This is a genomic window from Thauera sp. 63, from assembly GCF_000310165.2.
Lineage (GTDB): Bacteria > Pseudomonadota > Gammaproteobacteria > Burkholderiales > Rhodocyclaceae > Thauera > Thauera humireducens.
On the sequence record NZ_AMXC01000007.1, the window covers coordinates 161,574 to 187,622 of the forward strand.

Genomic DNA, 26,049 nt, shown 5'->3' on the forward strand with positions numbered 1-26,049 from the left:
CGGCTCCTTGACCCCTTCCGCTTCGCTTCCTACAGGTGGCTTTTGCAGGATGGCCCTGGTCAAACGGTGAACCCGACCTCTCGTCGACTTGCCCGAGGCGGGGACTTGATGGCGGCGTGCAGGGCCGCCATGTCACCTACGAGCACAACCTGCTCGACGCCGCGGGTCAGCGCCGTGTAAATCAGGGAGTGGTCTAACAGTCGACTCCTGACCAAAGGGATTGCCACCCGGCGGAACTGTGACCCCTGAGCTTTGTGGCATGTAATGGCATACGCCAGATCGATGTCGGCAAGGTCGCCGACCGCCAGGATATGACGGTCGCCCTCGAAGTCAGCCACGAGGACACACTCTTCGGAATGCACCTCGACGACGGTCCCTAGGCTTCCGTTCATCAAACCGCGGTCATAGTCGTTCCGGAGATAGACGATGGGGTCACCCTCTGCGAACGAATACCCGTTAAGACGTGCTCTCCCTGCCGAGAAGCGATGATGGAACGAGGTGTTGAGGTCATTGACGCCTGCTGCGCCATTTTTGACGGAGCCAACGACACGCCAGTCATCGCCCGCCCAGACTCGTGCTAACTCGAATAGCGCGCTAACAATTTCATCGCGTGTGCACCTGATAGCTGACACGCCAGGTCGCGCTCCGCAAAACTCTGCAAGCGCCGGTAATTGATGGTTCCTAATAGCCGCTGCAACCGCGGGTATGCCTGTTGATGCGGCTTGGCGGTGCACCTGGGTAAGATGTTGCTTCGGCACCGCATCGCTGGTGGCAAGCCGGTGAAACGTCAGCCCGAAACCAATGGGCGGCAGCTGCGCCGGGTCGCCAACGAGAAGCAGTCGAGAACCGTCTGGCAACTGCGACAGAATTCGGTAGAGCGTTGGCAGGTCGAGCATCGACGCCTCGTCGACCACCAGCACCGTCCGTGGCGCGAGCTCCAGTTTTCCGGACCGAATTCCAAGCAGAAACTTTGCAATGGTCATTGCAGGCCGGCCCGTAGCCTCACCCATTCGCTTGGCCGCTCGACCAGCAAGTGCCAACTGGAGTATCGACCAGCGATGGGCCTCCAAGACGCGAATGAGGCCCCCAAGCACAGTCGTCTTGCCCACGCCAGCGCCGCCGAGCACCAAGCTGAACTGGCGGTTGGCTGCCATGCGGATAGCCGCCTTCTGCTCGTCGGTGAGCTTGATGCCCTGTAGGCCCTCGTATTCGGCGATTAACGCGTCCGTAGGAGCATCGGAAGGGGCGTGGAATAGGTAGCCCTGGGCAGGAGCCTTCCCCGCAATCATGGCGCGCAGGCGCGCCGCTATGCCCTGCTCTAGCGAGCTCACCCCAACGGGCTGATACCCCTGACCTGGAGACCCGACAATTGCGCCATCCTCCCGTGCCGCAGCGATTGCCTTGGTGCAGTGCTCCCTTCCGACTAGGGAGGTGGCGAGCTTGACTGTCGTGTCGTGCGAAGTCAGCGTGTGGCCGACATTGAGGCGGCTGTAGAGAGCAGCTTCTATCGCGCCAACCAGCCGCCGATGGTCCGTGCGAGCTATGCCCAGCTTCTGAGCCTCGGCATCCACACGGCTCCAACCGGCAACGGCCAGCAGGAGGTACGGGTTTGCGTCAATGGTAGCCTTTGCGGCGTCACCCCAGCACTGAACCAGCTTATCGGCCAAACGAGGCTCGAAGCCCATTTGGTCGAGATAAGAGACCAACTCCATCTCGGTCTTCCGGGCCAACCACCCTTCAACGAGGATGGCCGCGAGGGCGGGAGAAATGACCTTCCTAAGTCGCTCGACGTCGCTAGCCAGCAGAACGTCGCCCAGCCCCTCGCCAAACTCGTCATAGAGCTTGGCAGCCGTTGCCTCCCCGACGCCAGGAAACGACTTCGAACGTGACAGATACCGAACGAGCAGGCGACCCCGAGGGACGACGAATTGGCAGCGAGTCGCCTTGAGCTGCCGACCGTACTGCGGGTGCGATTCGTAGGCGCCATCTATGCGCCAAGTCTCGCCACGCACGGGAACCCGGGAAATAGTTGAGTATGGCGCAACCACTCTAACTCGTTGGCCAGCCTCGTCATCGCCAGAGAAGATTGCGCCGCCCTTACGAGCGTCGTGATACAGCAGCGCGCTGACCGAGAGAGTTACTGCTTCAGGCATCGTTCAGGGGTACGGGCGGGGGAACGCGGCGTCCGGTATCAATCATCATGTCCTGACGGCCGAGTTGCTGCTTGAGGGCCTTTAACTGCCGACGAAGTTCGAAGTTCTCAGCCATCAGCGCTGCATTCTGCTGCTCCAAAGCGCTAACTCGTCGTTCAGCGGCCTGGAGGCGCTTGTTTTCGCTTAACGCGGCGCTCTGGGATGCAGGGGTGGCCGCTTCTGCCGGAGCTTGCACGCAGTCCTGTGGCGTGCTTGCACGCCGTTCCGCCCACGAATCAAGACCACGAGCGGCCTTCGCTTCCTCAATCGCCCGCCGTATGGCCGGGTTCTTGTAAATGCTCTGCTTTGGTATACCGGCGCTTTCAGCGATGGCAGTGACATTCAAGGTGCCGTCACGAGACACAGGGAGTAAGTCAGCTTTCGCCAGGTATGCCTCGACCTTGCGAAGGTAGTCCGCTCCAAGCGCCTTTCCGCTCAGCGTGCCCATGCGATGCCCTCCCCGACTCAATGCCTAGTTGCCAACCTTGGAATTCGCGCGGACCCAGTCGAGAAAGACCCGTGCGATTTCTGGTTCGACGATGACGTTCTTGCGCTTCGAGGCTGCCAGGTCGATGATGCTGCCGCGGTCTGCATCAATACTGACCAAGTCCTTGAAGTGTTCCAGTACCAACCACAAAGCTTTGCAGGCCAGCGCTTTTTCATTTGATAATCGAGAAAGTTCGTCTGCGCTCTCTGAGCGCTGCGTAGTCGAGGATGACAGTGCCGGATGCTCGCTCAGCCTCACCTCAAGGTCCGCTATATAGGCACGCAGGCGGTCGTTGTCGCGCTTTACGTTGCCCAACTCGAGTTCAACGGTATGAATAAGCGCCTGAGCAGCGGGGTCGGATACCTGGACAGCGTCTGTCCTAGACCGTATTGCCATGAAGTTCAGCAACAAGGCCTTGTAGCGCTTGTTCCGAAGCAGAGTGGTGAAGCTGCACGGCCTACCTTCCGCCAACTCGACTTGCTCCGCGACGGCCTTTGCCAAGTCGGTGACGTATTCGAACTTGGCTCGAGTTTTTCGCAGTGACGCGAGGTATCGGACGATTATTTGTTCTCGCTCCGCTACGACTTTGTCCTGATAGCCTTTGAACGGGTTCGTTGAGCACTTCTTCGTTTTCGTCGCAGCGGGCAACATTGGCTTCCTCATGCCACCACCTTCGGTAGCAACTTGAGTGGCCGGCTCGGAATCGAGTCGAGGTAAGAATCATCAGACTCGAGCATCTCCTTCAGGTCGTCCAGCGTGAGGTGGTGAGCTTCCACGATTGACCTTAACAGCCCTAGACATTCTGCCCCGGGATTGGCAGACGGCTCCAACTTCAAGGCAGCCCGAATGTTCCCCGTGTTCAATAGCAACTGTCGCCGCAGCAAATCGAACCGCGCCCGGATTTGCGGGCTTTCGAGCATCGGGAAGGCTTCACTCTCCTGCAGTCGGGCCAACACGTACTCGGTCGTGTCGGTTGGAAACAACGCTCGGCTGAGGTGCCTTTCTATGATTTCCGGCTCTTGAACATGCCAAGACTTCGTGCTTTTCCCGGCAGCAATTCGTTGGCGCATCACCTCGAGCACCTCGGCTGCCATCTGCCATGCAGCCAAGTCTTCAGCAAGGACATCACGGTTTTGCTCCAATGCGTCAAGCTCGTCGGCAGTGAAATCATCCGCGTCCTCTGCGGCTGCAATCCGCGCCTCAATCTCCGCTAACCCCTCAAGAACCTGTCGTATCCTTGCAGTGATGGCAGGGAGATGGTCTACAGAGCGCACAGCAAAGTGGCAGGGAGCACACCGTTTCCACCCCTTGAGTTGGGCCACCACCTCAGGTGGGCACTGGTTACCGTAAGGACAGATTTCGGTCTTGTTCTCGACCGCGCCGACTGCTCTGGTATCTCTCAGCACATCAAGGCCTGTCTTGCTCTCCTCCCCAAAGCTCAAACTGATACAGCCGTAAGCCGTAATCGTCTCATCGACGTTGGCCTTCAGGCTCTTCGACAAATTTGAGTTGACGTCATCCGCCTTGATGTAGGGACTTCTCTGCCCCGGGGCGGCACGCAGCATCGCCTCATAGCCCTGTTCATAGCCCCTCTGCCGCAGCGCCAAATTCTGCCGTTGCTGCTCTGCGTAGGTCTCTTCCTCGTCAGGAACGACATAGTGATAGACGGTAGCCTCAGTTTGTCCCGTCCAGTGTCGTCCAATGAGGTCCGCCGGAAGAATGCCAATAGCATGGGAAACAACGCTAACACGGGCGCTGTGCGGAGTGATGTCAGACTTTATGGAGACTTCACAAATCCGTGATTGGCTGCTCCCGTATTCACGCAGCTTCTCATCCATGCATGGGTCGCCGTACGCCACTCCAGGGGGCAAGAAGCGAATCAATCGAACCCCCTTTACCCCAACTGTGCCCAGAAGGCCCTGAAGGCCGCTTAGCAGCCGGCTCCAGCACGACGAGTAGAACTTGTCCGTATGTGGTCGCCCGTCAGGCGAGTGCGAAAACAATGGGAAAAAGCTTCCCCACTTACTTTCCGGATTGTTGTTGTAATAGACCTTCTTACTGAACCCGGGCTCATCAATCAACTCTCGCCACGCCCGCTGCTGCCTGAGAACTTCAATGACTCTGAAATTGACGAACGACTTCCAAGCCTTCGACTTCGTCTTGTCGGTATTGACATGAAGCTCCGAAAACTCCCGACCGCCAGGCCTATCATCAACATGCTGGTCGAACGCCAGACTATCGAGCCACTGAATATGGTTGTGTCGCAAGCCGGTGTAGAGCGAAACGATAATCTGATGCAGAGGATGCGGATGTGGAACCTTGGCTACATGCCCGCTCTTCAGCCGCCTTGCTTCGGCGTAGAAAACATTGGGAATCAACCTCAAGGGGAATGCCTTGCCCTGATGGAAAACCACGGGGATGAATCCGAAGACGTCTTGGCGCTCAAAGCAATCTATGATTGTCCGACGTGAACTGAGGCCAACGATGTCATTGCCGCTAAGTTCCCCGGCTACCGCCCGTTCTAGCAGGACGGCCGAAAGGGTCGCCAATGCTTCTATGTAGGACAGAAATAGCTTGAAGACACGCCGCGGAATGGGCCGCTTGTTTGTTCCAGTGGATTTTGTGAGAGCGGGGTAGTCATGCGTGTGAAGCGGCTGGCGAAAATCTTTGGCGCCAGGTAAGGAATCGCTGTACCGCTCAATAAATGCGAACAGTTGCGCGACTTGCTTGAGGAAACCGTAATGGGTACTAGCGCCCCATCCTCGGATTCGAGCGACTGAGTCAAGGAAATCAACAAAGGACATCGGCCGCAAATTACCATCGAGCAACCCCAAATCAGAAACAAAGACCGCCGATGTTAGCTTTGCTGGCATCGAAGGAAACTCATACTCAAAATCTGGGTTTTCGGCATACCAGTAAGGGAGGTAACCGAAGAGGTAGATGTTCAGGTATCCGAGAGCAGCAGTACGCTGTCTCTTGTTCTCCATCCGAACCTTGCGCAGGAACGTGCGTTCTATGCCAATCCAGGTTTCTGCGTTCGCCTTCAGGTTGAACTCCAACCCGGGAAGCCGTTCCACCCTCGCCAACGCCTCCGGTGCCATGGCAGCAGGGCTTAGCGCGGCTGCTTGCTCGACGAGGTTGGCGTTTCCCTTGCCGAGCGCGCTTCCGACACCCTCAAGCATTCTCGTCGGTCGCGTGTTCACGAGTACCGCGCGCCAGCCCGCGGCATTCACTGGCGAAGCATCGCCGTATTTGCGCTCTAGCAGGTCGGCAAGCAGCAGCATGCCAAGGTCACTGTGGCCGGAGAACTCCGTTTCGTCGTTGGAGGCCTTTAGCGCCAGCATGTCTTCGTAGTTGACGTCGGCTGGCTCAAGCCACCCTCCAGCGATAATGAGCCGCTGACTCATCCAGACAAGGCGCTCGCGCTGTTTCGAGTTGTAGGTGTTGAACACATCTTCGGTCTGCTGCGCACCCTCGCGGTAGTCCAATGAACGAATAAACCGCAACAGTTCAGGCAAGTGCTCTAGCGGGCATAACTCACGCTTCCCGACAGTGGCGCCTTTGTAGCCGAGGTCCAAACCCCGCGGCCATTGAAACGAGAATGGCAGGACTATCGCCCGGCGGATGTGCAAAGCAATCAGGAAGGTTGAAAAGCCCCTGCGCAGCGGCGGAAGGTACGATTTGCGATACACGCTCTTGCCGCTACTCGTCACGAACGGGCTTCGCGTCACCGCTGCGTACAGATTGGGCGAGCAATGGCCAACGTTGGTGCTGACGAAGGCGAAGACGTCCCTCACATACTGTTCGTCGAAGTGCGCTCCACCTTCTCGCAGTATGAATCTCTCAATATGCGCTGGCAGTGCGGCCTCGAGGTGGCTCTTCGTCGTAACCGCGGATAGGTCGAGGTCTTGGAGTTCATACGCTTGTAGCACCCACTTACTGGCATCGCTGAGGGCTGCCACAACACTTTTGTGCAGTTCCTCACCAGTTTGGAGAAAAACGAGTTCGCTCTTCGTCGTGTTAATCATGCTGCTTGACTTTCGTTCTCTTCCAACTGAGCTTCCACCTCGGCGAGTCGAGACAACAAGGCCGCACGTTTGAGTTCATTGACTGAGCGCACTTTGCCGTTGCCGAACAGCATCATGTTCGCGTACTTCAGTTCGGCCTCCAGCAGGTCTCTGTCGTAACGAGCGTACTTAGCCGTGTCCTTCGCCTGACGATGTCCCATGAGCTTCTGTACGATACCAATCGGAAGTCCGTACGTGCCGTCTAGCCGCGGGAAGTAGTTCAAGAGATACGTCCCGTACATGTGCCGCAGTGAATGTGGCCCCTCTACGTGCTCAACGCCGGCAAGCTTGATGGCCCTATTCAACACCCCGTTTCTAGAGGAAGCAGCGGCAAGGAAATAAGGTCGCCCCTGTTCGCCGCCTCGCGTGTATTGGAAGACGAAGCCGTGCCGGGCGTGGGGGAGGTACTCGTAGCGCATGTATGCAGCCAGCGCCTCAAAAAACATTGTCGCAAACGGCTCGATGAGCAGGGTCACCGGCGTCGCCCTGCCTTTCCATACGAGAAGGTCCCGCTCCTCGGGGTCGAGTGCTAGATAGGACCGACAGCTTGGCCGGCTCTTGGGGGCCACCAGCCGCACTGCTTGGGCCTTCGTGTCGAGGTCGTCCCATAGAAGCTGCAATGCTTCGCTTATACGGCAGCCGCTTGCAGCGCAAAGGGCGTATAGGGCCTTATCCCGGTAGGTTTTGAGGTGACTTAAGACGTCGCCTACCTTGTCAAATGGGAATGCTCGTTCGTGCTCGTAAGTTATGTCAGGAACGGTGGTAGGCAGAACGCTTTCTTCAATCAGCTTGGGCCCCCTGGCAATAACGCCGGCCAACATTGAGTTAGTGATTAGCGCACGGCGTTGAAACGGGGGAATTTCGTGCTTGTCACCGATGCCAACGAGCAGGTTTTGCTCGTCTATGATGGCAGACCCAGCGCCGGCCTTGGTCAGCTCCAACATCTGCGCGCGAACTCGCTCAGAGAGCTTCAGGAACTTCCTAACCGCGGCATGCTTGGTAGCGGAGGACCTTCTAGAGATGTGTGGAGAGGGTAGGGTCTCGTCAATGCTGCGTGCGATGGCGTTACCTGAATTGGCCCCAAGCACCAAGTACTCGTCGTAGGCTTCAAGCACCTCCAGCAAAGTTTCATGGCTCGCACTGCCATTTTGCCCAGTCGGTGTCCAAATCGAGGCTTCGAACAAATAGTCGAAGAATTCGGCTAGCCACCTGCAGTAGTTGGCCCTGGTGTTTACAGAGCGTCGCTCGAGTGTCCGAGCAAAAACGTCAAAGGCGCGTATCGGGTGGCCGTCTGGGCCGAGCAGCCGCCACGATTGTTTTCCATGCAGCGTTGTTTGAACTAACGAGACATTTTTTAACACAGCTAACCATTGCAAGGATTCAATTGGCGATAGGCTAAATGACGTGACCATTATTCGCAAAATGCGAATAATGGTGGCTTGTGCACTGGGGACGGGGAAACTCTACGGAAGCGAGCGGATGAAGGGGCTCGAACCCTCGCATGGATTCAGCAAGCCACCTGCAGTAGTGGATCGTAAGCACCCGGCGAACCCACCTTCCCCTAGCCGCTTAGCCCAATGAAGATCGTGCCCATCAATCTTGATGGTGGACACTATGGACCTCGTTATCCCTCGCCGAGCCCGGCGCACGCACGGCGAAGCATTCAAGCGGTCGGTGGTCGCGGCCTGTCGTGAGCCCGGCGTCTCGGTGGCCGGCGTGGCCCTGGCCAATGGCCTGAACGCCAACCAGGTCCATCGCTGGCAGCCGAGCGACTGCACCTGAGCGAAACGGCAAGACGGGTTCGCCGGGCGCTTACGTTGGATCTGGTGTTTGCAGAACGTTGTTCAGGGGTCTGAGCGGAAACTTCGAGGGCGCGTGCCGGGTGACCGTTAGGGCCGAGCAGGTAACCATCGCAGGGATTCAACTGGCGAATGGCTAACCGACGTGACAGTTAGTCGAAAAATCAACTAATGGTGGGTTGTGTGCTGGGGAGAGGAAACTCTCGAACCCTCGCATGGATTCAGCAAGCCACCTGCATTAGTTGGCTCTGGTGCTTACAGCGCGCCATTCGAGGGTCTTGGGAAAACTCTGAGGGCGCGTACCGGTTGGTCGTCTGGGCCGAGCCGCAGCCACACCTGATTTCCATCCAGCGTTGTTAGAACTAACGCGACATTCTTAAGCACAACTAACCTTCGGCAAGGATGCAACTGGCGAAAGTCTAACCAACGTGACCTTTAGTTGCTAAGTGCAACAAAGGGTGAGTTTTGTGCTAAGGAGGGGAAACTATAGGGAAATGAGCGGGTGAAGGGAATCGAACCCTCGTCATCAGCTTGGGAAGCTGAGGTAATAGCCATTATACGACACCCGCGTTGAGACACTACTTCAGACTATCCTAACGTGCATCTGGCCCAGGCTGCAATAAGAACCCTCGTCATGAGCTTGGGAAGCTCAGGTAATAGCCATTATACGACACCCGCCGAGTCGACCAGCCCTGAGGCCGGCACGAGCAAGGTCGCCATTCTAATGGCCGGCTGCCCGTCGTGGCAATGCCGGCCTGGGCCGATGTCGGCCAGGCTCACGCCTCCGGTCAGGTGGCCAGGCGCTCGACTGCCTCGCGGACCCGCGCGGGCTCGTCCATCTTCAGGATGCGTTGCACCTTGGGTGCCAGGTCGCTGAGGTCCGAGCGCAGGATCTGCTGCTTGATCTCGAGGATGTTGCCCGGGTGCATCGAGAAGTTGCGCAGGCCCATGCCGAGCAGCAACAGGGTGTAGCTGGGATCGCCGGCCATCTCGCCGCACACCGAGACGGGCACGCCATAGCGGGCGCCTGTCGCGATCGTGCCGCCGATCAGCTTCAGCACCGCGGGGTGCAGCGGGTCGTAGAGATGGACGACCGCCTCGTCCGACCGGTCGATGGCCAGCGTGTACTGGATCAGGTCGTTGGTACCGATCGACAGGAAGGACAGGCGGCGGATGAACATGCCCAGTGACAGCGCCGCCGCGGGAATCTCGATCATGCCGCCGATCTGCACGGCTTCGTCGAACTTCTGCTTCTCCGCACGCAGTTCGGTCTTGGCCTTGTCGATCAGGGCCAGGCACTGGTCGATCTCCTGTGCATGGGCCAGCATCGGGATCATGATCTGCAGCTTGCCGTGTGCCGAGGCGCGAAGGAGGGCGCGCAACTGGGTCAGGAACATCTTCGGCTCGGCCAGCGAGTAGCGCACCGCACGCAGCCCCAGGGCGGGGTTGGGCTCGACGCGCGCCGGGGCGCCGGCCAGCGCCTTGTCGGCGCCGACGTCGAAGGTGCGGATCGTGACGGGTTTGGTCGGCAGCGCCTTGAGAACGGAGCGATAGGCTTCGTACTGCTCGTCCTCGTCGGGCAGCGTGTCGCGGCCGATGAAGAGGAACTCGGTACGGTACAGGCCGATGCCGTCGGCGTTGGCGGTCTTGACTGCGGGCAGATCCTTGGGGCCCTCGATGTTGGCGAGGAGATTGATCGTCTCGCCGTCGAGGGTGGAGGCGTGGGTGTCGCGCAGGCGGTTGAGCTTGGAGCGTTCGATCTCCAGTTCGCTGCGGCGCAGGCGGTACTCCTCGACGATCCGCTCGTCCGGGCCGACGATGATCACCCCGCGGGTGCCATCGACGATGACGAGCTCGTCGGCCTGGAGGAGGTCGCGTACGTGGTGCAGGCCGACGACTGCCGGGATCTTCAGGCTGCGGGCGACGATGGCCGTGTGGCTGGTGGGGCCGCCCACATCGGTGACGAAGCCGGCGATATTGTGGTCGCGAAAGCCGATGGTGTCTGCGGGCGAAAGGTCGTGGGCGACGATGATGGTGCCCAGTCCGTCGCGGCGCTTGGGCGGCAGGTGGCCGGGGTGGCCGAGCAGCACCTTGACCAGGCGCTCGACCACCTGCACCACGTCGGCCTGGCGCTCGCGCAGGTAGGGGTCCTCGATCTGGCGGAACTGCTCGACCAGGTGATTCATCTGCTGCACCAGCGCCCATTCGGCGTTGCAGCGTCGCGTCTCGATCAGGTTGCGCGCCGAGTCGATCAGCAGCGGGTCGGCCAGCATCATCAGCTGCAGGTCGACGAAGGCGCCGACCTCGCTGTGCGTCTGACCCGAGGTGGCGGCCGCCTTCAGGCCGACCAGCTCGCCCTGCACGGTGGCGACGGCGTCGTCCAGACGAGCCAGTTCGTCGGGCAGGTGCCTGGGCTGGACGAGGTAGTGGTTGACCTCGAGCAGGGCGTGCGAGATCAGGTGCACATGGCCGATCGCGATGCCCTGGGAGACAGGCAGGCCGTGGAGGGCGAAGGTCATGTTTATTCTCCCTCGCCGAACCTGTCCGCGATCAGGTCCTGGATGGCCTGCAACGCCTTGTCGGCGTCTTCGCCTGCGGTGTCGATGGTGATCGTGCTGCCGCGGGCGGCTGCCAGCATCATCACGCCCATGATGCTCTTGGCGTTGACCCGCCGGCCGTTGCGCTCGAGCCAGACCTCGCAGGGGAAGCTGCTGGCGAGTTGCGTCAGCTTGGCGGACGCGCGGGCGTGCAGCCCCAGTTTGTTGATGATCTCGGCGTCGGCCTTCGGCATGGTGTGCTCCCCCGCAGTGTTCTTGTGCGCGCTCTCAGGCGCCTAGGTTGATTCGATGTGCAGCACGCCGTCACAGCCACCGGACACGGCGCGCTTGAGCAGCGTGTTCATGTCGCGCTCGCGGTAGGTGAGCACCCGCAGCAGCATCGGCAGGTTGACGCCGGCGACCGCCTCGACGCGACCGTGCTCGATCAGCTTGGCGGCGACGTTGCACGGCGTGGCGCCGTAGATGTCGGTCAGCATCAGCACGCCGTATCCGCTGTCTGCCCAGCCGAGCATCTGCCGCGCCTGCGGCAGGATGTCGAGCGGGTCGTCCTGCGCCGACAGCCCGAGTTGAACAATCTGTGGGGGGCGTTTGTTGAGCACGTGGCAGGCGCACTGGATCAGCGATTCGCCGAGCGTGCCGTGGGTTATCAGGAAGATTCCGATCATGTCGTCTCGCTTTTCTCCGCTGGCGATTCTAGCCGATGGGGCGCAGCTCGGCTGGGACGTTAACGGGGTTTCAGGGCTCAATCTCGCAGCGGCCTGAAAATGACAAATGAGAGGCGTGGGCGCCAAGTCCATGATCTGAATGGAAGATTGCGCTTTGTGGGTAGAGGTGCATTTGTTAGAATGTATTTGCTCAAATATTCCACAAACAACAACTGCCCCTGATCGGGCAATCAGCAGGAGAGCCAATGACTGACAAAAAGGATCCAATGATCCCTGACGGGGCCGTCAACCCCATCGATACCGATTACCAGGTCGGGCAGGACAACATCATCGTCAACGTCGGCCCCTTCGGTCTTGACATCCACAACCGCGTGTTCGCCATCTCCGGCCTGCTGGTGGTGGCCTTCGTCGTGCTGACGCTGGCTTTCCAGAACCAGGTCGAGCCGCTGTTCAGCGGCATGCGAAGCTGGCTGACGTCCAATCTGGACGGGTTCTTCCTCGCCGCCGGCAATGTCTTCGTGCTGGTGTGCTTCGTGGTGGCGTTCTCGCCGCTGGGCAGGGTGCGTCTGGGCGGCACCGAGGCGACGCCGGACTATTCTTACCTCGGCTGGTTCTCGATGCTGTTTGCAGCGGGCATGGGCATCGGCCTGATGTTCTTCGGCGTGTCCGAGCCGCTGTCGCATTTCGGCAGCGCGTTGGGCGGCACGGCGGTCGAGAACGGCGTGCGTACGGACTGGGCTCCGCTCGGCGGCGCGGCCGGCGATGCCGCGGCCGCCACCCGCCTCGGCATGGCCGCCACGATCTTCCACTGGGCGCTGCACCCGTGGGCAATCTATGCGGTGCTCGCGCTGGGCCTGGCGCTGTTCTCGTTCAACAAGGGGCTGCCGCTGACGATCCGCTCGGTGTTCTATCCCTTGCTGGGCGAGCGTGTGTGGGGCTGGCCCGGCCACTTCATCGACATCCTCGCCGTGCTGGCGACACTGTTCGGCCTGGCGACCTCGCTCGGCTACGGTGCGGCACAGGCCAGTTCGGGCTTGAACTTCCTGTTCGGCGTGCCGCTCGGCAATACCACCCAGGTGCTGCTGGTGATGGGGATTTCCGCGATTGCCCTGGCGTCGGTCGTCGCCGGGCTGGATGCGGGCGTGAAGCGCCTGTCCGAGATCAACATGCTGCTGGCGCTGCTGCTGATGCTGTTCGTGATCACGGTCGGCCCGACGCTGGACATCGCCACCGGCTTCTTCGCCAATCTCGGCGCCTACCTCGAATACCTGCCCGCGCTGGCGAACCCGGTCGAGCGCGAGGACGTGAACTACTCGCAGGGCTGGACGGCCTTCTACTGGGCGTGGTGGATCTCGTGGTCGCCCTTCGTCGGCATGTTCATTGCCCGCGTGTCGCGCGGCCGCACGGTGCGCGAGTTCATCGTGTCGGTGCTGATCGTGCCCTCGCTGGCCTGCGTGCTGTGGATGACGGTGTTCGGCGAGACGGCGATCACCCAGCTCGTGCGCGACGGCTACGAGGCGGCGAGTCAGGCCGAACTGCCGCTGCAACTCTTCACCATGCTCGATGCGCTGCCGCTGGCGCAGATCACCTCCTTCATCGCCATCGTGCTGGTGGTGGTGTTCTTCGTCACCTCGTCCGACTCGGGCTCGCTGGTCATCGACGTGATCTCGGCTGGCGGCAAGGTCGACGCGCCGGTGCCGCAGCGCGTGTTCTGGGCGGTTTTCCAGGGTCTGGTGGCGATTGCGCTGATCCTGGGCGGCGGCCTGGTGGCGCTGCAGGCGATGGCGGTGTCGACCGGTCTGCCCTTCGCCATCGTGCTGCTGGTCGCGAGCGTGTCGATCATCAAGGGGCTTGCGTCCGAACCACGGTCGTCCTGAACCTCGCATGACGGGCCGGTCCCGCCTGCACGGTGTATGTTCGCACCGTGCCGGCGGGACTGCTCCTTTTCGCCCCGCTTCAAAGACGCCCTTTCCCACGGATCGAACCCATGCAGGTCGAACAGCTCGAGATCCTCGATTTCCTCCGCGCGCACCCGCCGTTCGGCGACCTACCGGACGACGTGCTGGAGCGCGTGGCCGCTGCGGTCGACGTGCGCTACTACAAGGCCGGCGAGCAGATCGTGGCCTTCGGCCAGCCGGCCGAGTTCTGGCATGTCGTGCGCAGCGGCGCGGTGGAGGTCTTCCGTCGCAACGGCACGCTCTACAACCGCCTGACGGCAGGTGGCTACTTCGGCGAGTTCGGCCTGCTGCGCCACGGGCGCGTGCGCTTCCCGGTGACGGCGCTGGAGGACACGCTGCTGTACCTGATTCCGCAGCCGGTGTTCCTCGAGCTGTTCGAGAACAACGAAGCCTTTGCCGACCACGTCGAGATCGAGGACCGCACGCGGCTGCGCCAGGTCATGTCGCGCCGCGAGGACGCCAACGACCTGATGTCGGCCACCGTCGACACCCTGGTCGGCCGCGCGGCGGTCACCCTCGGCAGCACGGCGACCGCGCACGAGGCGGCTCGGCGCATGACCGAAGAGGGCGTGTCCTCGCTGCTGATCGTCGATGACAACCCGGACGTGCCGGAACTGCCCCTGCTGTCGGGCATTCTCACCGACCGCGACCTGCGCACCCGTCTGCTCGCGCCCGGCCTCGGCTACGACACCCCGGTGGCCGACATCATGACTGCCGGCGTGGTCACCGTGGCCCACAACCAACTCGTGTTCGAGGCCATGCTGGCGATGCTGCGTCACAACGTGCATCACTTGCCGGTGATGAAGAACCAGCGCCCGCTGGGCATCATTGCCCTGTCGGACATCATCCGCTACGAGTCGCGCAACAGCCTGTTCGTGGTCGGCAGTATCTTCCGTGCGCAATCCATGGACGAACTCGCCGCGCTGGTGCCCGATGTGCGCGCGTGCTTCGTGCGCATGCTGGGCGAAGACGCGAGCTCGCACATGGTGGGCAGCGCGATGGCCGCGATCGGGCGCAGCTTCAAGCAACGCCTGCTGGAGCTGGCCGAGGCCGAACTCGGCCCGCCGCCCGTGCCCTATTGCTTCCTCGCGCTCGGGTCGATGGCGCGGCAGGAGCAGCTCATCGTCACCGACCAGGACAATGCGCTGGTGCTGGACAACCGCTTCGACCGCGCGCAGCACGATGCCTACTTCGCGGCGCTCGCCGCCTTCGTCAGCGACGGCCTGGCGCGCTGCGGCTACAGCTACTGCAGCGGCGGGGTGATGGCGACCAACGAGAGATGGCGCCAGCCCCTGCGCGTGTGGGAGCGCACCTTCAGCGACTGGATCGAGCGGCCGACGCCGGAGTCCCTGCTCAACGCCGGCATCTTCTTCGACCTCGACGGGGTGTGGGGGCGGGTGGAGTGGGCGGCGCGCCTGCGCGAGCTGATCGCGCGCAAGGCGAAGGGCAACGCGCGCTTCCTCGCCTGCATGGCGCGCAACGCGCTGCTGCGCACGCCGCCGCTGGGCTTCTTCAAGGACTTCGTGGTCGAATCCGACGGCCGCCACACCCGCGTCATCAACATCAAGCGCCGCGGCACCGCGCCGCTGGCCGACCTGATCCGGGTGCATGCGCTGGCGATCGGCTCGGCCTCGCTGAACTCCTTCGAGCGCCTGAAGGACATCATCGACGCCGCCATCCTGCCGCTGGGCCGCGGGCAGGATCTGTACGATGCGCTCGAGTTCATCGCCATGGTGCGCGCCCGCCACCAGGCGGAATCCCTGGCCGCGGGCGAGGCGCCGGACAACAGCATCGATCCGGAAAAGCTGTCCGAGTTCGAGCGCAAGAGCCTGCGCGACGCCTTCCTGATCCTTGGCAACGCGCAGAAATTCCTCAAGTACCGCTACCAGCCCGGGCGGGCCAACTGAGGACGGCCCGATGCTGCATCTGGGGGATCTGAAAGGTACGCAAGGGCACGCTCCGCGCAGGCGCGGCGACCCGCCGGGCGCGCTCGACTGGCCGCGGCGTTTCATCGATCTGGCCGCCGGTGCGGACGACCCGCGGCTGCGGGCCTTCTACGCCCGTGGGGTGCCTGCAGGCGATACGGTGCTGCAGGACGTGCCGATGGTCGCGCTCGACGTCGAGACCACCGGTCTCGACCCGGCGCATGACGAGATCGTCAGCATCGGCGTGGTGCCGATGACGCTCGGCCGCATCGCCTCCAGTGCCTCGCGCTACTGGGTGCTGCGGCCCCGCAGCGAACTCAAGCCCGACTCGGTCACCCTCCATGCGATCACGCACGCGCAGATCGATGCGGCACCCGATCTCGGCGCGATCGTCGATGAGCTGCTAGCGACGCTTGCCGGCCGCGTGGTCGTCGTGCATTGCCGGGAGATCGAGCGGACGTTCCTGGATCTGGCGCTGAAGGCGCGGATTGGCGAAGGGCTGGAATTCCCGGTCATCGACACCATGGCGCTGGAGGCACGACTGCACCGCCAGCCGGCGCCCGGCCTGTTCGCCCGCCTGTTCGGGCGCAAGCCGGAGCCGGTGTCGATCCGTCTTGCCGACAGCCGCGCGCGCTACCGCCTGCCGCGCTACCGCGCCCATCACGCGCTGACCGATGCGCTCGCCACCGCCGAACTGCTGCAGGCGCAGGTGGCGCACCGGTTCTCGCCGGATACGCCGCTGCGCGCGCTCTGGCTGTGATTACTCCAGGCCTTGCGAGGACAGGTATTCCTCGTAGGTGCCGCGATAATCCACGATCTGGCCGTCGAGCTTGATCTCGATGATGCGCGTCGCCAGCGAGCTGACGAACTCGCGGTCGTGGGAGATGAAGACCAGCGTGCCGCTGAACTTGTCCAGGCCGGTGTTCAGCGACTCGATGGATTCCATGTCGAGGTGGTTGGTCGGCTCGTCCATCAGCAGCACGTTGGGACGCGACAGCATCAGCTTGCCGAACAGCATGCGGCCCTGCTCGCCGCCGGAGATCACCTTCACCGACTTCTTCACCTCGTCACCCGAGAACAGCAGGCGGCCGAGCGTGCCACGCAGCAGGGTCTCGTTGTCCTCGCCGGTGGCGGCGGCGGTGATGCGGGAGTAGGGCGCGATCCAGTCGGTCAGGCTGACGTCCTCGGCGAAGTCGGCCGAGTGGTCCTGCGCGTAGTAGCCCGGCTTGGCCTTCTCCGCCCACTTGATGGCGCCCTTCTGCGGCTGCAGTTCGCCCACCAGCAGCTTCATCAACGTGGTCTTGCCGACGCCGTTCTCGCCGATGATCGCCACCTTCTCGCCCGCTTCGATGGCGATCGAGAAGCGGTTGATCAGCGGCTTCTCCATGCCCTCGTAGGCGAAGGAGATGTTGTCGACCTCGCAGGCCAGGCGGTGCAGCTTGTCCTTCTCGTCGTAGTCGAAGCGGATCCAGGGGTACTGGCGGCTGGACGGCTTCACGTCCTCGGGCTTCAGCTTGTCGATCAGCTTCAGGCGGCTGGTGGCCTGCTTGGCCTTGGACTTGTTGGCCGAGAAGCGGCGCACGAAGGCCTGCAGCTCCTGGATCTTGTCCTTGGCGCGGGCGTTGGCGGACGACTGGCGTTCGCGCGCCATGGTCGACGCTTCCATGTAGTCGTCGTAGTTGCCCGGGTAGATCGTGATCGTGCCGTAGTCCAGGTCGGCCATGTGGGTGCAGACCTGGTTCAGGAAGTGGCGGTCGTGCGAGATGATGACCATCGTGCAGTCGCGGTTGTTGAGCACGTCCTCGAGCCAGCGGATGGTGTTGATGTCGAGGTTGTTGGTCGGCTCGTCGAGCAGCAGGATGTCAGGGTTGGCGAACAGCGCCTGGCACAGCAGCACGCGCAGCTTCCAGCCGGGGGCGACTTCGCTCATCGGGCCGTTGTGCAGCGCGGTGTCGATGCCGACGCCCAGCAGCAGCTCGCCGGCGCGCGCCTCCGCCGTGTAGCCGTCGTATTCGCCGACCTTGCCCTCGAGCTCGGCGGCGTGCATGTAGTCGTCTTCGGTGGCGTCCGGGTTGGCGTAGATCGCGTCGCGCTCCTTGATCGCCGCCCACAGTTCTTCGTGACCCATCATCACCACGTCGAGCACGCGCATGTCCTCGTAGGCGAACTGGTCCTGGCGCAGGTAGGCCATCCGTTCATGAACGTCCTTGGAGACGTTGCCGGCAGAGGCTTCGAGCGCACCGCACAGGATCTTCATGAAGGTCGACTTGCCGGCACCGTTGGCCCCGATCAGGCCGTAGCGGTTGCCGTCGCCGAACTTGACGGAGACATTCTCGAACAGGGGCTTGGCCCCGAACTGCATGGTGATGTTGGCTGCGACGAGCACGGAAAATCCTGTTTTTCAGATAAAACAAAGCCTTGCATTATAGCGCAGGCAAAGGCGCTGGTGCCGCGCGGCCTTCAGGCGTTCGCGTCGGGGAGATCGGGTTCGCAGCGATTGCGCCCGCCCTGCTTGGCGCGATACAGGGCGCCGTCCGCGCGATTGACCAGGCGCTGGTAGTCGGGATGGCCGTCGTGCATGGCCACGCCGATGCTGACGGTGACGTTGAGCTGTCCGCCGTTCGAGATCAGCAACGGTTCGGCCGCGATGCGCGTGCGGATCTTCTCGGCCACCCGCATCGCGCGGGTGTGGTCCATCTCGACCAGTACGATCAGGAACTCCTCGCCACCATAACGGAACACGAAGTCGCCCGAGCGCACGCTGTTCTGCAGGATCGCGGCGACCTGCTGCAGCACGCGGTCGCCCGCCTGGTGGCCGTGCGCGTCGTTGATGTGCTTGAAGTGGTCGACATCGACCAGCAGCAGCGCAAAGGGTTTGCCCTCGCTGCGGGTGATCTCGCATTCGCGCGCCAGGATGGCGGGCAGGAAGCGGCGGTTGAGCAGCTGCGTCAGGGCGTCCTTGCCGGACTCGAGGTCGACGAGGTGCTCGAACATGCTCTCGATCAGGAACTTGAGTTCGCCGACCTCGGCCTGGACCTGCTTGAGCAGGTGGCGTACCTCGCTCAGGTTGCCCGCGCCGAGCTGCTGCGCGCACAGCGGCAGCAGGGTTTCGTCGATCGAGCGCATCAGCTTGCGCACCGTCGCGTGTTCCGACGCGCCACGGAACAGGGCCGAGGCCTTGTGCTGCATCCACAAGCCGAAGGACGAGTCGCTGACGCTGGGCAGGTCGTCGCCGGGCTGGCCGGTCATCACCGTCTGCAGGAGGCGGTTCTCCCAGTCCAGCAGGGCCGAGCGCTGGCGCTCGCGTTCGAGCGACATGTTCTGCCCGGAGGAGAACGAGCGGTAGGCCTCGTCGATGCGCGCGGTGCGCTCGTGCGAGGCGACGAAGGCGGAGCTCATGACCTCGAAGGCAAGGTCGATGAGGCTGTCCACGTAGATCACCGCCTCGACCAGTTCGTCGCGTCCGAGCGGGCTGCGCGCAAGGTAGCCGCCGATACGGTTCTTCAGCACGCGGGCGCCGCGCGCGACGATGTTGACCGGCACATCCACGCGCGAATGCACCTCGCCCACATGCCGCTGCATCGCCATCGCGGTGAGGAACTGCTCGCGCGTCTCGCACGAGAACAGCGTCGTCAGCCAGCGCTGCATGGACGCATGCAGGCGCTCATGGACGACCTCGCTGCTGAGGAAGGCGCGTGCCTCCGGGTCCTGCATCATGCGTTCGTAGAAGGCGTCGGCCATCGCCTCGCGATGGGTCGCGATGATGTCGCGTACCGCGGCGCGCGCGCCCAGCGGGGCCTGATCGAACAGGGCGAGCCAGTCGTTCTCGATGGTCTCGGTGGTCTGGGCGGGCAGTGATTTGTGCATCTTTCTGCTGGATTCGGACTAAAACAGCATTCTGCCACGCAACATCAGCGCATTCTGTTTGATGAAGGGGCCGATGTCGGAATCGTCCGACGCGGGTTTCGGAGCGGGCTGATGGGGCGGGCAGGGGGGCCTGCCTAGAGTGGAGTCGGGCGCCGGACAACGGCACGCACCGCGCACCGCGCAGCGCGCCGTCGCCGAGGCGGCCCACCCGCCGCCGGGAGGCCGCTGCTGCGGCTGGCGTCCGGCGGGTCTTCCGACAAAGGAGAGCAACATGCTGCACTATGCCGTCGTTTTCTTCGTCATCGCCCTGATCGCCGCCGTGTTTGGTTTCAGCGGCATCGCCGCCGGTGCCGCGGGCATCGCCAAGATCCTGTTCGTCGTGTTCCTGGTGATGGCCGTTGCCAGCTTCCTCATCAACCTCGCCAAGGGACGATGACGCCGGATACCGCCCCCGTGCCGGCCCAAGTCCGCCGCGGGGTGATCGCCGAGGGCCGGCGCCTGGATGGGCGACCGGCCGCTCGACTATCCTTCAACCGCTGGATCATGAATCGGACTACCGGCCATGTTGCGTATCGCCATCGTCGATGATCACCAGATCGTGCGCGCGGGCTTCCGCGAGATGCTTGCCGACGAACTGGGTTTCGAGTTCCCGTTCGAGGCCGCTTCCGGCGAGGAAGCGCTGCAGGGCCTGCGCCAGCATGAGACCGACGTGCTGCTGCTCGACCTCTCGTTGCCCGGTCAGAGTGGCGTCGATGTGCTGCGCGCCGCGCGCCAGCGCTACGACGCGCTCCGCATCCTGGTGCTGTCCGGCTTCCCGGAGGACCGCTATGCGCTGGCGATGATCCGCAACGGTGCCGACGGCTACCTGTGCAAGGACTGCACGCGCGAGGAGCTGATCAATGCGATCCGCGCGGTGGCCCAGGGGCGCCGCTACCTGTCGCCGCGCACCGCCGAACTGCTGGCGCAGGAGCTGACCGGCGGCGGCGCCAGCGCGCCGCACGAGAAGCTGTCCGACCGCGAGCTGCAGGTCTTCCTGCGGCTCGCGCGCGGCGAATCGGTGTCGGACATCGCCGCGGTCCTCAACCTGAGCGTCAAGACCGTCAGCACCTACCGCTCGCGGCTGCTCGAGAAGCTCGACGTGTCGAGCAACGCCGAACTGGCGACCTATGCCCTGCGTCACGGGCTCATCCTGGAATGACCGGTGCCCCTGCCATGGCCGAGTCCGACCCCCGTCCCCTTCGCGTCGTCCTCATCGAGGATTCGCCCATCCTCTGTGCGATGCTGCGCGACATGCTCGCCGAGCTCGATGGCGTCGAGGTCGTTGCCGCCGCCGGCGACGAGCAGGGGGCGCTGGCCGAGCTCGAACAGCATCGGGCCGATGTCGCCATCGTCGACCTGGAGTTGCGCCAGGGCAGCGGGCTGGGCGTGCTCAGCCGCCTGAAGGCCGAGCCCGATCGTTTCGGGCGGCCGCGTGCGGTGGTGTTCTCCAACTACGGCCACAGCACGGTGCGTGCGCGCTGCAGTGCGCTCGGCGCGGAGCACTTCTTCGACAAGTCCTTCCAGATGGACGAGCTGCTCGACTTCATCCAGGCCGCCGTGCCGCGCTGCTGACCCCCGCGCGCGACGGCGCGAGCACTTACGCCGCGGCGGCGTTCAGCGGGACGCGGGCTTCGATGCGGGTTCCGTGCCCCGGGCGGCTGGCGACGTCGAGACGGCCGGCCAGCATCTGCACGCGGTGGGCGATGCCGGTCAGGCCGTGGCGATTCAGGCGCTGCACCGACGGGTCGAAGCCGGTGCCGTCGTCTTCCACCTGCAACACGATCTCCTGCGGTTCGACCGTGAGGCTCAGGCGCACCCGCTTTGCCTGCGCATGGCGCCGAACGTTGGTGAGCGCCTCCTGCGCGATGCGGAAGAGCGCCAACGATACGCTCGCCGGCAGCTCGGGAAGCGTTTCGGGCAGCTCCAGTTCGATCCGGCCCTCGTTCTCGCCCACCATCCCCGACTGTGCCAGCGAGCGCAGCGCCTCGATCAGGCCGAGTTCGGCCAGCAGGGGCGGGCGCAGGTCGGCGACGACGCGGCGCTTGATGGAGATCACCTGGCTCAGCGTGTCGAGCAGGCGGTCGAAGCGGTCGCGCAGCGGCGCCATCGCCTCGGCCGGCAGCTTGCGCGCGATCCAGCCCGCGTCCAGCTTGGCGGCCGTCAGCAGGGCGCCGAGTTCGTCGTGCAGCTCGCGTGCGATGCGTTCCTGTTCGGCCTCGCGCGTGTTCGTCAGGTAGGTGGCGAGGTTGCTGAGATCGGCGGTGCGTGCCGCGACCTCGGCCTGCAGGCGCGCGTTTTCCGACTGCAGCAGCGCGGCCAGCCGGTCGCGCAGCCGTTCCTGACGGTACAGCAGCACGATGATCGCCAGCAGCAACACCAGGACGCCCAGGCCGAGGACCGTATTCGTGCGGCGCGCCTCGGCGAAACGGTCGAACGAAGCCACGATCGTCGCGTTCATCTCCGCCACCGTCTGCGCCCGCAGCCCGAGGATGAGGCTGCGGATGTCGTCGGTGAGCTCCTTGCCGATCCCGCCGGTGGGGCCATCCGTCTTCGGCAAGGCACTTTGCGCGAGCGCCTGCGTCATTACCTTCCAGCGTGCCTCGATCAGCAGGGCCAGCTGGTCGAGGCTGCTGCGCTGGGCGGCGTTCTCCCATTCGCCGGCCTTCAGCGCGGCCAGAGTCTTGTCGACAACGGCACGGCCATCCTGATACGGCGTCAGGAACACCGGGTTGTTGCTGTTGATGAAGCCCCGCACGCCCGATTCGGCATCGAGCACGTTCACCAGCAAGGTGTCCAGCTGGACGATGCGGCTGGACCGTGCCTGCAGTTGCTGCAGCGCCTCGCGGCTGGTTGCGGAATGTCGCTGTGCGCTCAGCAGCCACACCACCCCGAGCGTGAAGCCGAGCGCCAGCACCATCAGGAGCAACAAGGTGGTGGTGCGGGGCAGAAGGGACGACGGACGGGACAAGGGGCTTCTCCGTGACGCGATCGGGACCGGAAGGGACCTTATAGCGGATGTTGCGCGACGACGGGCGGCCTGCGAGGAATCGAACCCGGGCCCCCCGGAATGCGAAAAAGGGGGATCGCTCCCCCTTCGTCTGTTTCCTTCGCCGTGCTTACGGACGGACGGCGATGTCGTTCTTGACCGCCTTCACGCCCGGGGTGCCGCGGGCGATCTCGGCGGCGCGGTTGCGTTCGGCGGTGCTCTTGGCGAAGCCGGACAGCTGTACGGTGCCCTTCAGCGTCTCGACGCTGATCGACATCGCGCTGACCGTCGGGTCCTCGGCGAACTTGGCCTTGACGCGGGTGGTGACGGTCGCGTCATCGACGTATTCGCCCACGGTGGATTGGTCGCGCGTGACGGCGCAGCCGACGGCGGTGAAGGCGAGCAGGCCCGACAGGGCGAGCGTGGCAGCGGTGTGCTTCATGATGGACTCCTGATGGGTGGCGGGTCTCCCCGCGAGCGGGATGCAAGTCAAATATAGACAAGGCCGGCCCGACCGGCTGTCCGACGAAACGGATCGCGCTGTAGGACGATTCTGTCGGCGCTGCGCACGCGCGTCCGCCAAGCCTGCGGGCGGCCGATGTGCCGTATCCTTCCGCTCGCGCCGGTGCGGACGGCCGCACGACTGCAAACCAACCCAGCGAGGCAAGATGCGATTCCTCCACTCCGCCGACTGGCATCTCGGCCGTGTCTATCACGGCGTTTCCCTGCTCGAGGACCAGGCCCACGTGCTCGGCGAATTCGTCCGCCTGGCCGCGGACACGCGACCCGACGCCATCCTGCTCGCCGGCGACATCTACGACCGTTCGGTGCCACCGGCCGAGGCCGTGCGCCTGCTCGACATGGTGCTGACCGAGCTGGTGCGCGGGCTGCGCATTCCGGTGGTCATGATCGCCGGCAATCACGATGGTCCCGATCGCCTCGCCTTCGGTGCGGACCTGCTCGGCGGCGCGGGGCTGACGGTGCGGGGCCCGGTGGAGGCCGACCCACAGCCGCTGGTGCTGCACGACGCTTACGGCGCGGTGGCGATCCACGCGCTGCCCTATGCCGAGCCGGCGGTGGTGCGTGCGGCGATGCCTGCATCTGACGATGAGAACGCCGCGGCGATCGACTCGCACCATGCCGCCCTGGCCGCACAACTGCGGGCCGCGCGCGCAGCACAGCCGGCCGGCGCGCGCAGCGTGGTGGTGGCGCACGCCTTCGTGCTCGGCGGCAGCGAGAGCGAGTCGGAGCGGCCGCTATCGGTGGGGGCCAGCGGCGCGGTGGGGGCGGCGCTGTTCGACGGCTTCGACTACGTCGCGCTGGGCCACCTGCACCGGCCGCAACAGGTCGGTGAGGCGCGCATCCAGTATTCCGGCTCGCTGCTGAAGTACGCGTTCTCCGAAGCGGATCATGCCAAGTCGGTGAACCTGGTCGAGCTCGACGCCGCCGGCGCCTGCCGCATCGAGCGCCTTGCACTGACGCCGCGCCGCGACCTGCGCATCGTCGAGGGCGAACTCGACGCCCTCCTCGCCGCCGCGGCGACCGATCCGCGCCGCGACGATTACATCCTCGCCCGCCTGGCCGATACCGGCGCGCTGCTCGACGCCATGGGCAAGCTGCGCACCGCCTATCCCAATGCGCTGGCCATCGAGCGTCCCGCGCTGGTCGGCGACGGTCCGGGCCGGGCCGCTGCGGACCATCGCCGCATCCGCGTGCAGGATCTGTTCGCCAGCTTCCACCTTGAAACCACCGGCATGGCGCTGGACGAGGCCGGCCGCGACGTGCTCGACCGCCTGGTGGCGCGCATGGAACGCGAGGCGCGCCACGCATGAAGCCGCTCAAGCTCAGCCTGCAGGCCTTCGGCCCCTTCGCCACCCGCGAGGAGGTGGACTTCACCCGTCTGCCGCCCGGCGCGCTGTTCCTCATCGCGGGCCCCACCGGCGCGGGCAAGACCTCCATCCTCGACGGCATCACCTACGCGCTCTACGGCGACACCTCGGGCGGCGAGCGCAGCGCGCGCGAGATGCGCAGCCACCATGCCGACGCGGCACTGCAGACCGAGGTCGAGCTGGCGTTCGCGCTCGGCGCGCAGCGCTACCGCGTGCGCCGCGTGCCCGAGCAGACCCGCGCCGCGCAGCGTGGCGGCGGCGTGGTCAATGCACCGGCGAAGGCGGAGCTGTTCCGCCTCGATGCCAATGGTGTGGACTGGATTCCGCTCGCCCAGCGCACCACCGAGGTCACCGCGCTGGTCGAGGACCTGCTCGGCTTCAAGGCCGATCAGTTCCGCCAGGTCGTGCTGCTGCCGCAGGGCCAGTTCCGCAAGCTGCTGGCGGCCAGTTCGGCCGAGCGCGAGAAGATCCTCGAGACCCTGTTCGGCACGGCCACCTACAAGCACCTGCAGGACGCCCTCAAGGCCGAGGCCGCCGCGCTGCGCGAACGCGGCGAGAAGGCCGCGCTGCAGCGCCAGACCCTGCTCGGCCAGGCGGGCGTCGACACGATGGACGCGCTCGTCGCCCGGCGCGACGCGCTGCAGGGCGTGCTTGTCACGCTCAGCGAATCCGAGCAGCAGGCGCGGACCGAAGACACTGCAGCACGTGCCGCGCTGCAGCACGGTCAGGCGGTCGAGGCCCAGTTCGCCGAAGCCGCCGCCGCCGCCGCGGCGCTGCAGGCACTCGAGGCCGGCAAGGCCGAACTCGACGCCCAGCGCCTGCGGCTGGAGCAGGCACGCCGCGCGATGCAGGTGCTGCCGGCCGACACGGCCCTGGCGTCCGCGCGCCGCAGTGCCGACGAGGCGGTGCAGCGCGAAGCCCAGGCCGCGCGCGACGCCACCGAAGCCGCCCAGCGCCTGGGCCAGACCGAAGTCACGCTGCAGGCCGAGATCGCCCGTGCGCCGGCGCGCGAGGCGGCGCAGCGCGAGCTGCTGCGTCTCGAAGGGCTGGCCGACGCGGTCGCCCGGCTGGCCCAGGCCGAGATCGAGGCCAGCCGCTGCGAGGCGGTGCGCATCGCGGCAGACAAGGCGCTCGCCGCCGCCACGGCCACGCAGCAGACGGTCGCCACCCGACGCACCACGCTCGCCGCACGCATCGACGCCCTGCAGCCGCTCGCGGCTGAGCGCGCCGCGCTCGAGCTGCGCCTGCAGCAGGCCGAGCAGCGCGCCCGGGCGCTCGCTGCACTGGCCGCGGCGCGCAAGCAGCTTGCCGGCCGCGAGGCGGAGGAGGCCAAGGCGAGAACCCGCCATGAGGCCGCGCAGCGCGCTGCAGGCGAAGCCCGCGCCAAGGCTGCGGCGCTGGATGCGGACTGGCGCCAGGCCCAGGCCGCCATCCTGGCCGCTCACCTGCATGCCGGCGAGGCGTGCCCGGTGTGCGGCAGTGCGGCGCACCCGGCACCTGCCCGGCACGAGGGCGAGCTGCCGACCGAGCAGGCGCTGCAGGCCGCAGCCGAGCGTGCACGCGAGGCGGAGGCGGTGCTCGATGCCGCCCGCCAGGCGCTCAACGCGGCCGAGCTGG

Annotated in this window: 21 protein-coding genes and 1 tRNA gene; 9 read left to right on the forward strand and 13 right to left on the reverse strand. The window is 64.4% G+C overall.

All coding sequences use genetic code 11. The features are described from left to right. Positions 1–59: 59 nt before the first annotated feature. The 5 genes from C664_RS08780 to C664_RS08800 are packed head-to-tail and all read right to left on the reverse strand — an operon-like array spanning position 60 to position 7,861. Positions 60–2,153, reverse strand: a complete 2,094-nt coding sequence (locus tag C664_RS08780; protein WP_038011327.1) for an ATP-dependent DNA helicase — start codon at positions 2,151–2,153, stop codon at positions 60–62. After that, complete coding sequence (locus tag C664_RS08785; protein ID WP_004257814.1) at positions 2,146–2,640, reverse strand: hypothetical protein; 495 nt, start codon at positions 2,638–2,640, stop codon at positions 2,146–2,148. Before C664_RS08785 ends, C664_RS08780 begins: the two co-directional genes overlap by 8 nt. A gap of 24 nt (positions 2,641–2,664) precedes the next feature. After that, the gene (locus tag C664_RS08790; RefSeq protein WP_094267241.1) at positions 2,665–3,330 is read right to left on the reverse strand and encodes a hypothetical protein; all 666 of its coding nucleotides are present in this window, start codon (positions 3,328–3,330) and stop codon (positions 2,665–2,667) included. An 8-nt stretch (positions 3,331–3,338) separates the two neighbouring features. Continuing rightward, entirely contained in the window at positions 3,339–6,707 is a 3,369-nt protein-coding gene (locus C664_RS08795) for a hypothetical protein (RefSeq protein ID WP_004257821.1), read from the reverse strand. Further along, complete coding sequence (locus tag C664_RS08800) at positions 6,704–7,861, reverse strand: tyrosine-type recombinase/integrase (protein WP_157354080.1); 1,158 nt, start codon at positions 7,859–7,861, stop codon at positions 6,704–6,706. Before C664_RS08800 ends, C664_RS08795 begins: the two co-directional genes overlap by 4 nt. A gap of 499 nt (positions 7,862–8,360) precedes the next feature. Between C664_RS08800 and C664_RS08805 the strand changes: the two genes are divergently transcribed. After that, complete coding sequence (locus C664_RS08805; RefSeq protein ID WP_004257827.1) at positions 8,361–8,528, forward strand: transposase; 168 nt, start codon at positions 8,361–8,363, stop codon at positions 8,526–8,528. A 514-nt stretch (positions 8,529–9,042) separates the two neighbouring features. On the opposite strand, the gene C664_RS08810 is transcribed toward C664_RS08805, so the two are convergent. The 4 genes from C664_RS08810 to C664_RS08825 all read right to left on the reverse strand — a co-directional run bounded on the left by C664_RS08810 (position 9,043) and on the right by C664_RS08825 (position 11,768). Then, positions 9,043–9,114 (reverse strand) — tRNA-Gly (locus C664_RS08810). A 219-nt stretch (positions 9,115–9,333) separates the two neighbouring features. Then, positions 9,334–11,064: a phosphoenolpyruvate--protein phosphotransferase gene (gene ptsP / locus C664_RS08815; protein WP_004257830.1), complete on the reverse strand. Its 1,731-nt coding sequence runs from the start codon at positions 11,062–11,064 to the stop codon at positions 9,334–9,336. A gap of 2 nt (positions 11,065–11,066) precedes the next feature. Next, the gene (locus C664_RS08820) at positions 11,067–11,336 is read right to left on the reverse strand and encodes an HPr family phosphocarrier protein (RefSeq protein WP_004257833.1); all 270 of its coding nucleotides are present in this window, start codon (positions 11,334–11,336) and stop codon (positions 11,067–11,069) included. Between the two features lie 42 nt (positions 11,337–11,378). Continuing rightward, positions 11,379–11,768: a PTS sugar transporter subunit IIA gene (locus C664_RS08825; RefSeq protein WP_004257842.1), complete on the reverse strand. Its 390-nt coding sequence runs from the start codon at positions 11,766–11,768 to the stop codon at positions 11,379–11,381. Between the two features lie 245 nt (positions 11,769–12,013). Here C664_RS08825 and C664_RS08830 point away from each other — a divergent pair, with 245 nt between their 5' ends. The 3 genes from C664_RS08830 (at position 12,014) to C664_RS08840 (ending at position 16,411) form a co-directional block, all read left to right on the forward strand. Further along, positions 12,014–13,645 (forward strand): BCCT family transporter, encoded by a 1,632-nt coding sequence (locus C664_RS08830; RefSeq protein WP_038011331.1) that lies wholly within the window; start codon positions 12,014–12,016, stop codon positions 13,643–13,645. Positions 13,646–13,755: 110 nt separating this feature from the next. Then, the gene (locus C664_RS08835) at positions 13,756–15,633 is read left to right on the forward strand and encodes a DUF294 nucleotidyltransferase-like domain-containing protein (RefSeq protein ID WP_004257849.1); all 1,878 of its coding nucleotides are present in this window, start codon (positions 13,756–13,758) and stop codon (positions 15,631–15,633) included. A 10-nt stretch (positions 15,634–15,643) separates the two neighbouring features. Next, the gene (locus C664_RS08840; protein WP_004257853.1) at positions 15,644–16,411 is read left to right on the forward strand and encodes a 3'-5' exonuclease; all 768 of its coding nucleotides are present in this window, start codon (positions 15,644–15,646) and stop codon (positions 16,409–16,411) included. Here C664_RS08840 and C664_RS08845 read toward each other — a convergent pair whose 3' ends face one another. Both C664_RS08845 and C664_RS08850 read right to left on the reverse strand, forming a co-directional pair. Continuing rightward, complete coding sequence (locus tag C664_RS08845; RefSeq protein WP_004257856.1) at positions 16,412–18,037, reverse strand: ABC-F family ATPase; 1,626 nt, start codon at positions 18,035–18,037, stop codon at positions 16,412–16,414. It abuts the gene before it with no gap. Between the two features lie 74 nt (positions 18,038–18,111). Beyond that, complete coding sequence (locus tag C664_RS08850) at positions 18,112–19,518, reverse strand: diguanylate cyclase (RefSeq protein ID WP_004257859.1); 1,407 nt, start codon at positions 19,516–19,518, stop codon at positions 18,112–18,114. A 271-nt stretch (positions 19,519–19,789) separates the two neighbouring features. Between C664_RS08850 and C664_RS20290 the strand changes: the two genes are divergently transcribed. The 3 genes from C664_RS20290 (at position 19,790) to C664_RS08860 (ending at position 21,129) form a co-directional block, all read left to right on the forward strand. Next, positions 19,790–19,954, forward strand: a complete 165-nt coding sequence (locus tag C664_RS20290) for a DUF1328 domain-containing protein (protein ID WP_004257863.1) — start codon at positions 19,790–19,792, stop codon at positions 19,952–19,954. A gap of 126 nt (positions 19,955–20,080) precedes the next feature. After that, entirely contained in the window at positions 20,081–20,716 is a 636-nt protein-coding gene (locus tag C664_RS08855; RefSeq protein WP_004257866.1) for a response regulator, read from the forward strand. Positions 20,717–20,730: 14 nt separating this feature from the next. After that, positions 20,731–21,129 (forward strand): response regulator, encoded by a 399-nt coding sequence (locus tag C664_RS08860; protein WP_004257870.1) that lies wholly within the window; start codon positions 20,731–20,733, stop codon positions 21,127–21,129. A 25-nt stretch (positions 21,130–21,154) separates the two neighbouring features. Here the strand turns inward: C664_RS08860 and C664_RS08865 are convergent, their stop codons facing one another. Together C664_RS08865 and C664_RS08870 are read right to left on the reverse strand one after the other, a co-directional pair. Beyond that, positions 21,155–22,525, reverse strand: a complete 1,371-nt coding sequence (locus C664_RS08865; RefSeq protein ID WP_004257874.1) for a CHASE3 domain-containing protein — start codon at positions 22,523–22,525, stop codon at positions 21,155–21,157. A gap of 148 nt (positions 22,526–22,673) precedes the next feature. Beyond that, positions 22,674–22,985, reverse strand: a complete 312-nt coding sequence (locus C664_RS08870; protein ID WP_004257878.1) for a BON domain-containing protein — start codon at positions 22,983–22,985, stop codon at positions 22,674–22,676. Between the two features lie 226 nt (positions 22,986–23,211). Here C664_RS08870 and C664_RS08875 point away from each other — a divergent pair, with 226 nt between their 5' ends. Next, positions 23,212–24,375 carry an exonuclease SbcCD subunit D gene (locus C664_RS08875; protein WP_004257885.1) on the forward strand — a complete coding sequence of 388 codons (1,164 nt, stop codon included), beginning with the start codon at positions 23,212–23,214 and terminating at the stop codon, positions 24,373–24,375. Further along, positions 24,372–26,049, forward strand: a 1,678-nt coding sequence (locus tag C664_RS08880) for an AAA family ATPase (protein ID WP_004257888.1), incomplete at its 3' end; no start/stop codon positions are given. The genes C664_RS08875 and C664_RS08880, both read left to right, overlap by 4 nt.

Bases quoted from the DNA above. Each gene is read 5' to 3' on its own strand.
- C664_RS08790 (WP_094267241.1), bottom strand. From the start codon at position 3,330: ATGTTGCCCGCTGCGACGAAAACGAAGAAGTGCTCAACGAACCCGTTC.
- C664_RS08820 (WP_004257833.1), bottom strand. From the start codon at position 11,336: ATGCCGAAGGCCGACGCCGAGATCATCAACAAACTGGGGCTGCACGCC.
- C664_RS08835 (WP_004257849.1), top strand. From the start codon at position 13,756: ATGCAGGTCGAACAGCTCGAGATCCTCGATTTCCTCCGCGCGCACCCG.
- C664_RS08860 (WP_004257870.1), top strand. From the start codon at position 20,731: ATGGCCGAGTCCGACCCCCGTCCCCTTCGCGTCGTCCTCATCGAGGAT.
- C664_RS08825 (WP_004257842.1), bottom strand. From the start codon at position 11,768: ATGATCGGAATCTTCCTGATAACCCACGGCACGCTCGGCGAATCGCTG.
- C664_RS08855 (WP_004257866.1), top strand. From the start codon at position 20,081: ATGTTGCGTATCGCCATCGTCGATGATCACCAGATCGTGCGCGCGGGC.
- C664_RS08795 (WP_004257821.1), bottom strand. From the start codon at position 6,707: ATGATTAACACGACGAAGAGCGAACTCGTTTTTCTCCAAACTGGTGAG.
- C664_RS08870 (WP_004257878.1), bottom strand. From the start codon at position 22,985: ATGAAGCACACCGCTGCCACGCTCGCCCTGTCGGGCCTGCTCGCCTTC.
- C664_RS08805 (WP_004257827.1), top strand. From the start codon at position 8,361: ATGGACCTCGTTATCCCTCGCCGAGCCCGGCGCACGCACGGCGAAGCA.
- C664_RS08830 (WP_038011331.1), top strand. From the start codon at position 12,014: ATGACTGACAAAAAGGATCCAATGATCCCTGACGGGGCCGTCAACCCC.
- C664_RS08785 (WP_004257814.1), bottom strand. From the start codon at position 2,640: ATGGGCACGCTGAGCGGAAAGGCGCTTGGAGCGGACTACCTTCGCAAG.
- C664_RS08840 (WP_004257853.1), top strand. From the start codon at position 15,644: ATGCTGCATCTGGGGGATCTGAAAGGTACGCAAGGGCACGCTCCGCGC.
- C664_RS08875 (WP_004257885.1), top strand. From the start codon at position 23,212: ATGCGATTCCTCCACTCCGCCGACTGGCATCTCGGCCGTGTCTATCAC.
- C664_RS08780 (WP_038011327.1), bottom strand. From the start codon at position 2,153: ATGCCTGAAGCAGTAACTCTCTCGGTCAGCGCGCTGCTGTATCACGAC.
- ptsP (WP_004257830.1), bottom strand. From the start codon at position 11,064: ATGACCTTCGCCCTCCACGGCCTGCCTGTCTCCCAGGGCATCGCGATC.
- C664_RS08850 (WP_004257859.1), bottom strand. From the start codon at position 19,518: ATGCACAAATCACTGCCCGCCCAGACCACCGAGACCATCGAGAACGAC.
- C664_RS20290 (WP_004257863.1), top strand. From the start codon at position 19,790: ATGCTGCACTATGCCGTCGTTTTCTTCGTCATCGCCCTGATCGCCGCC.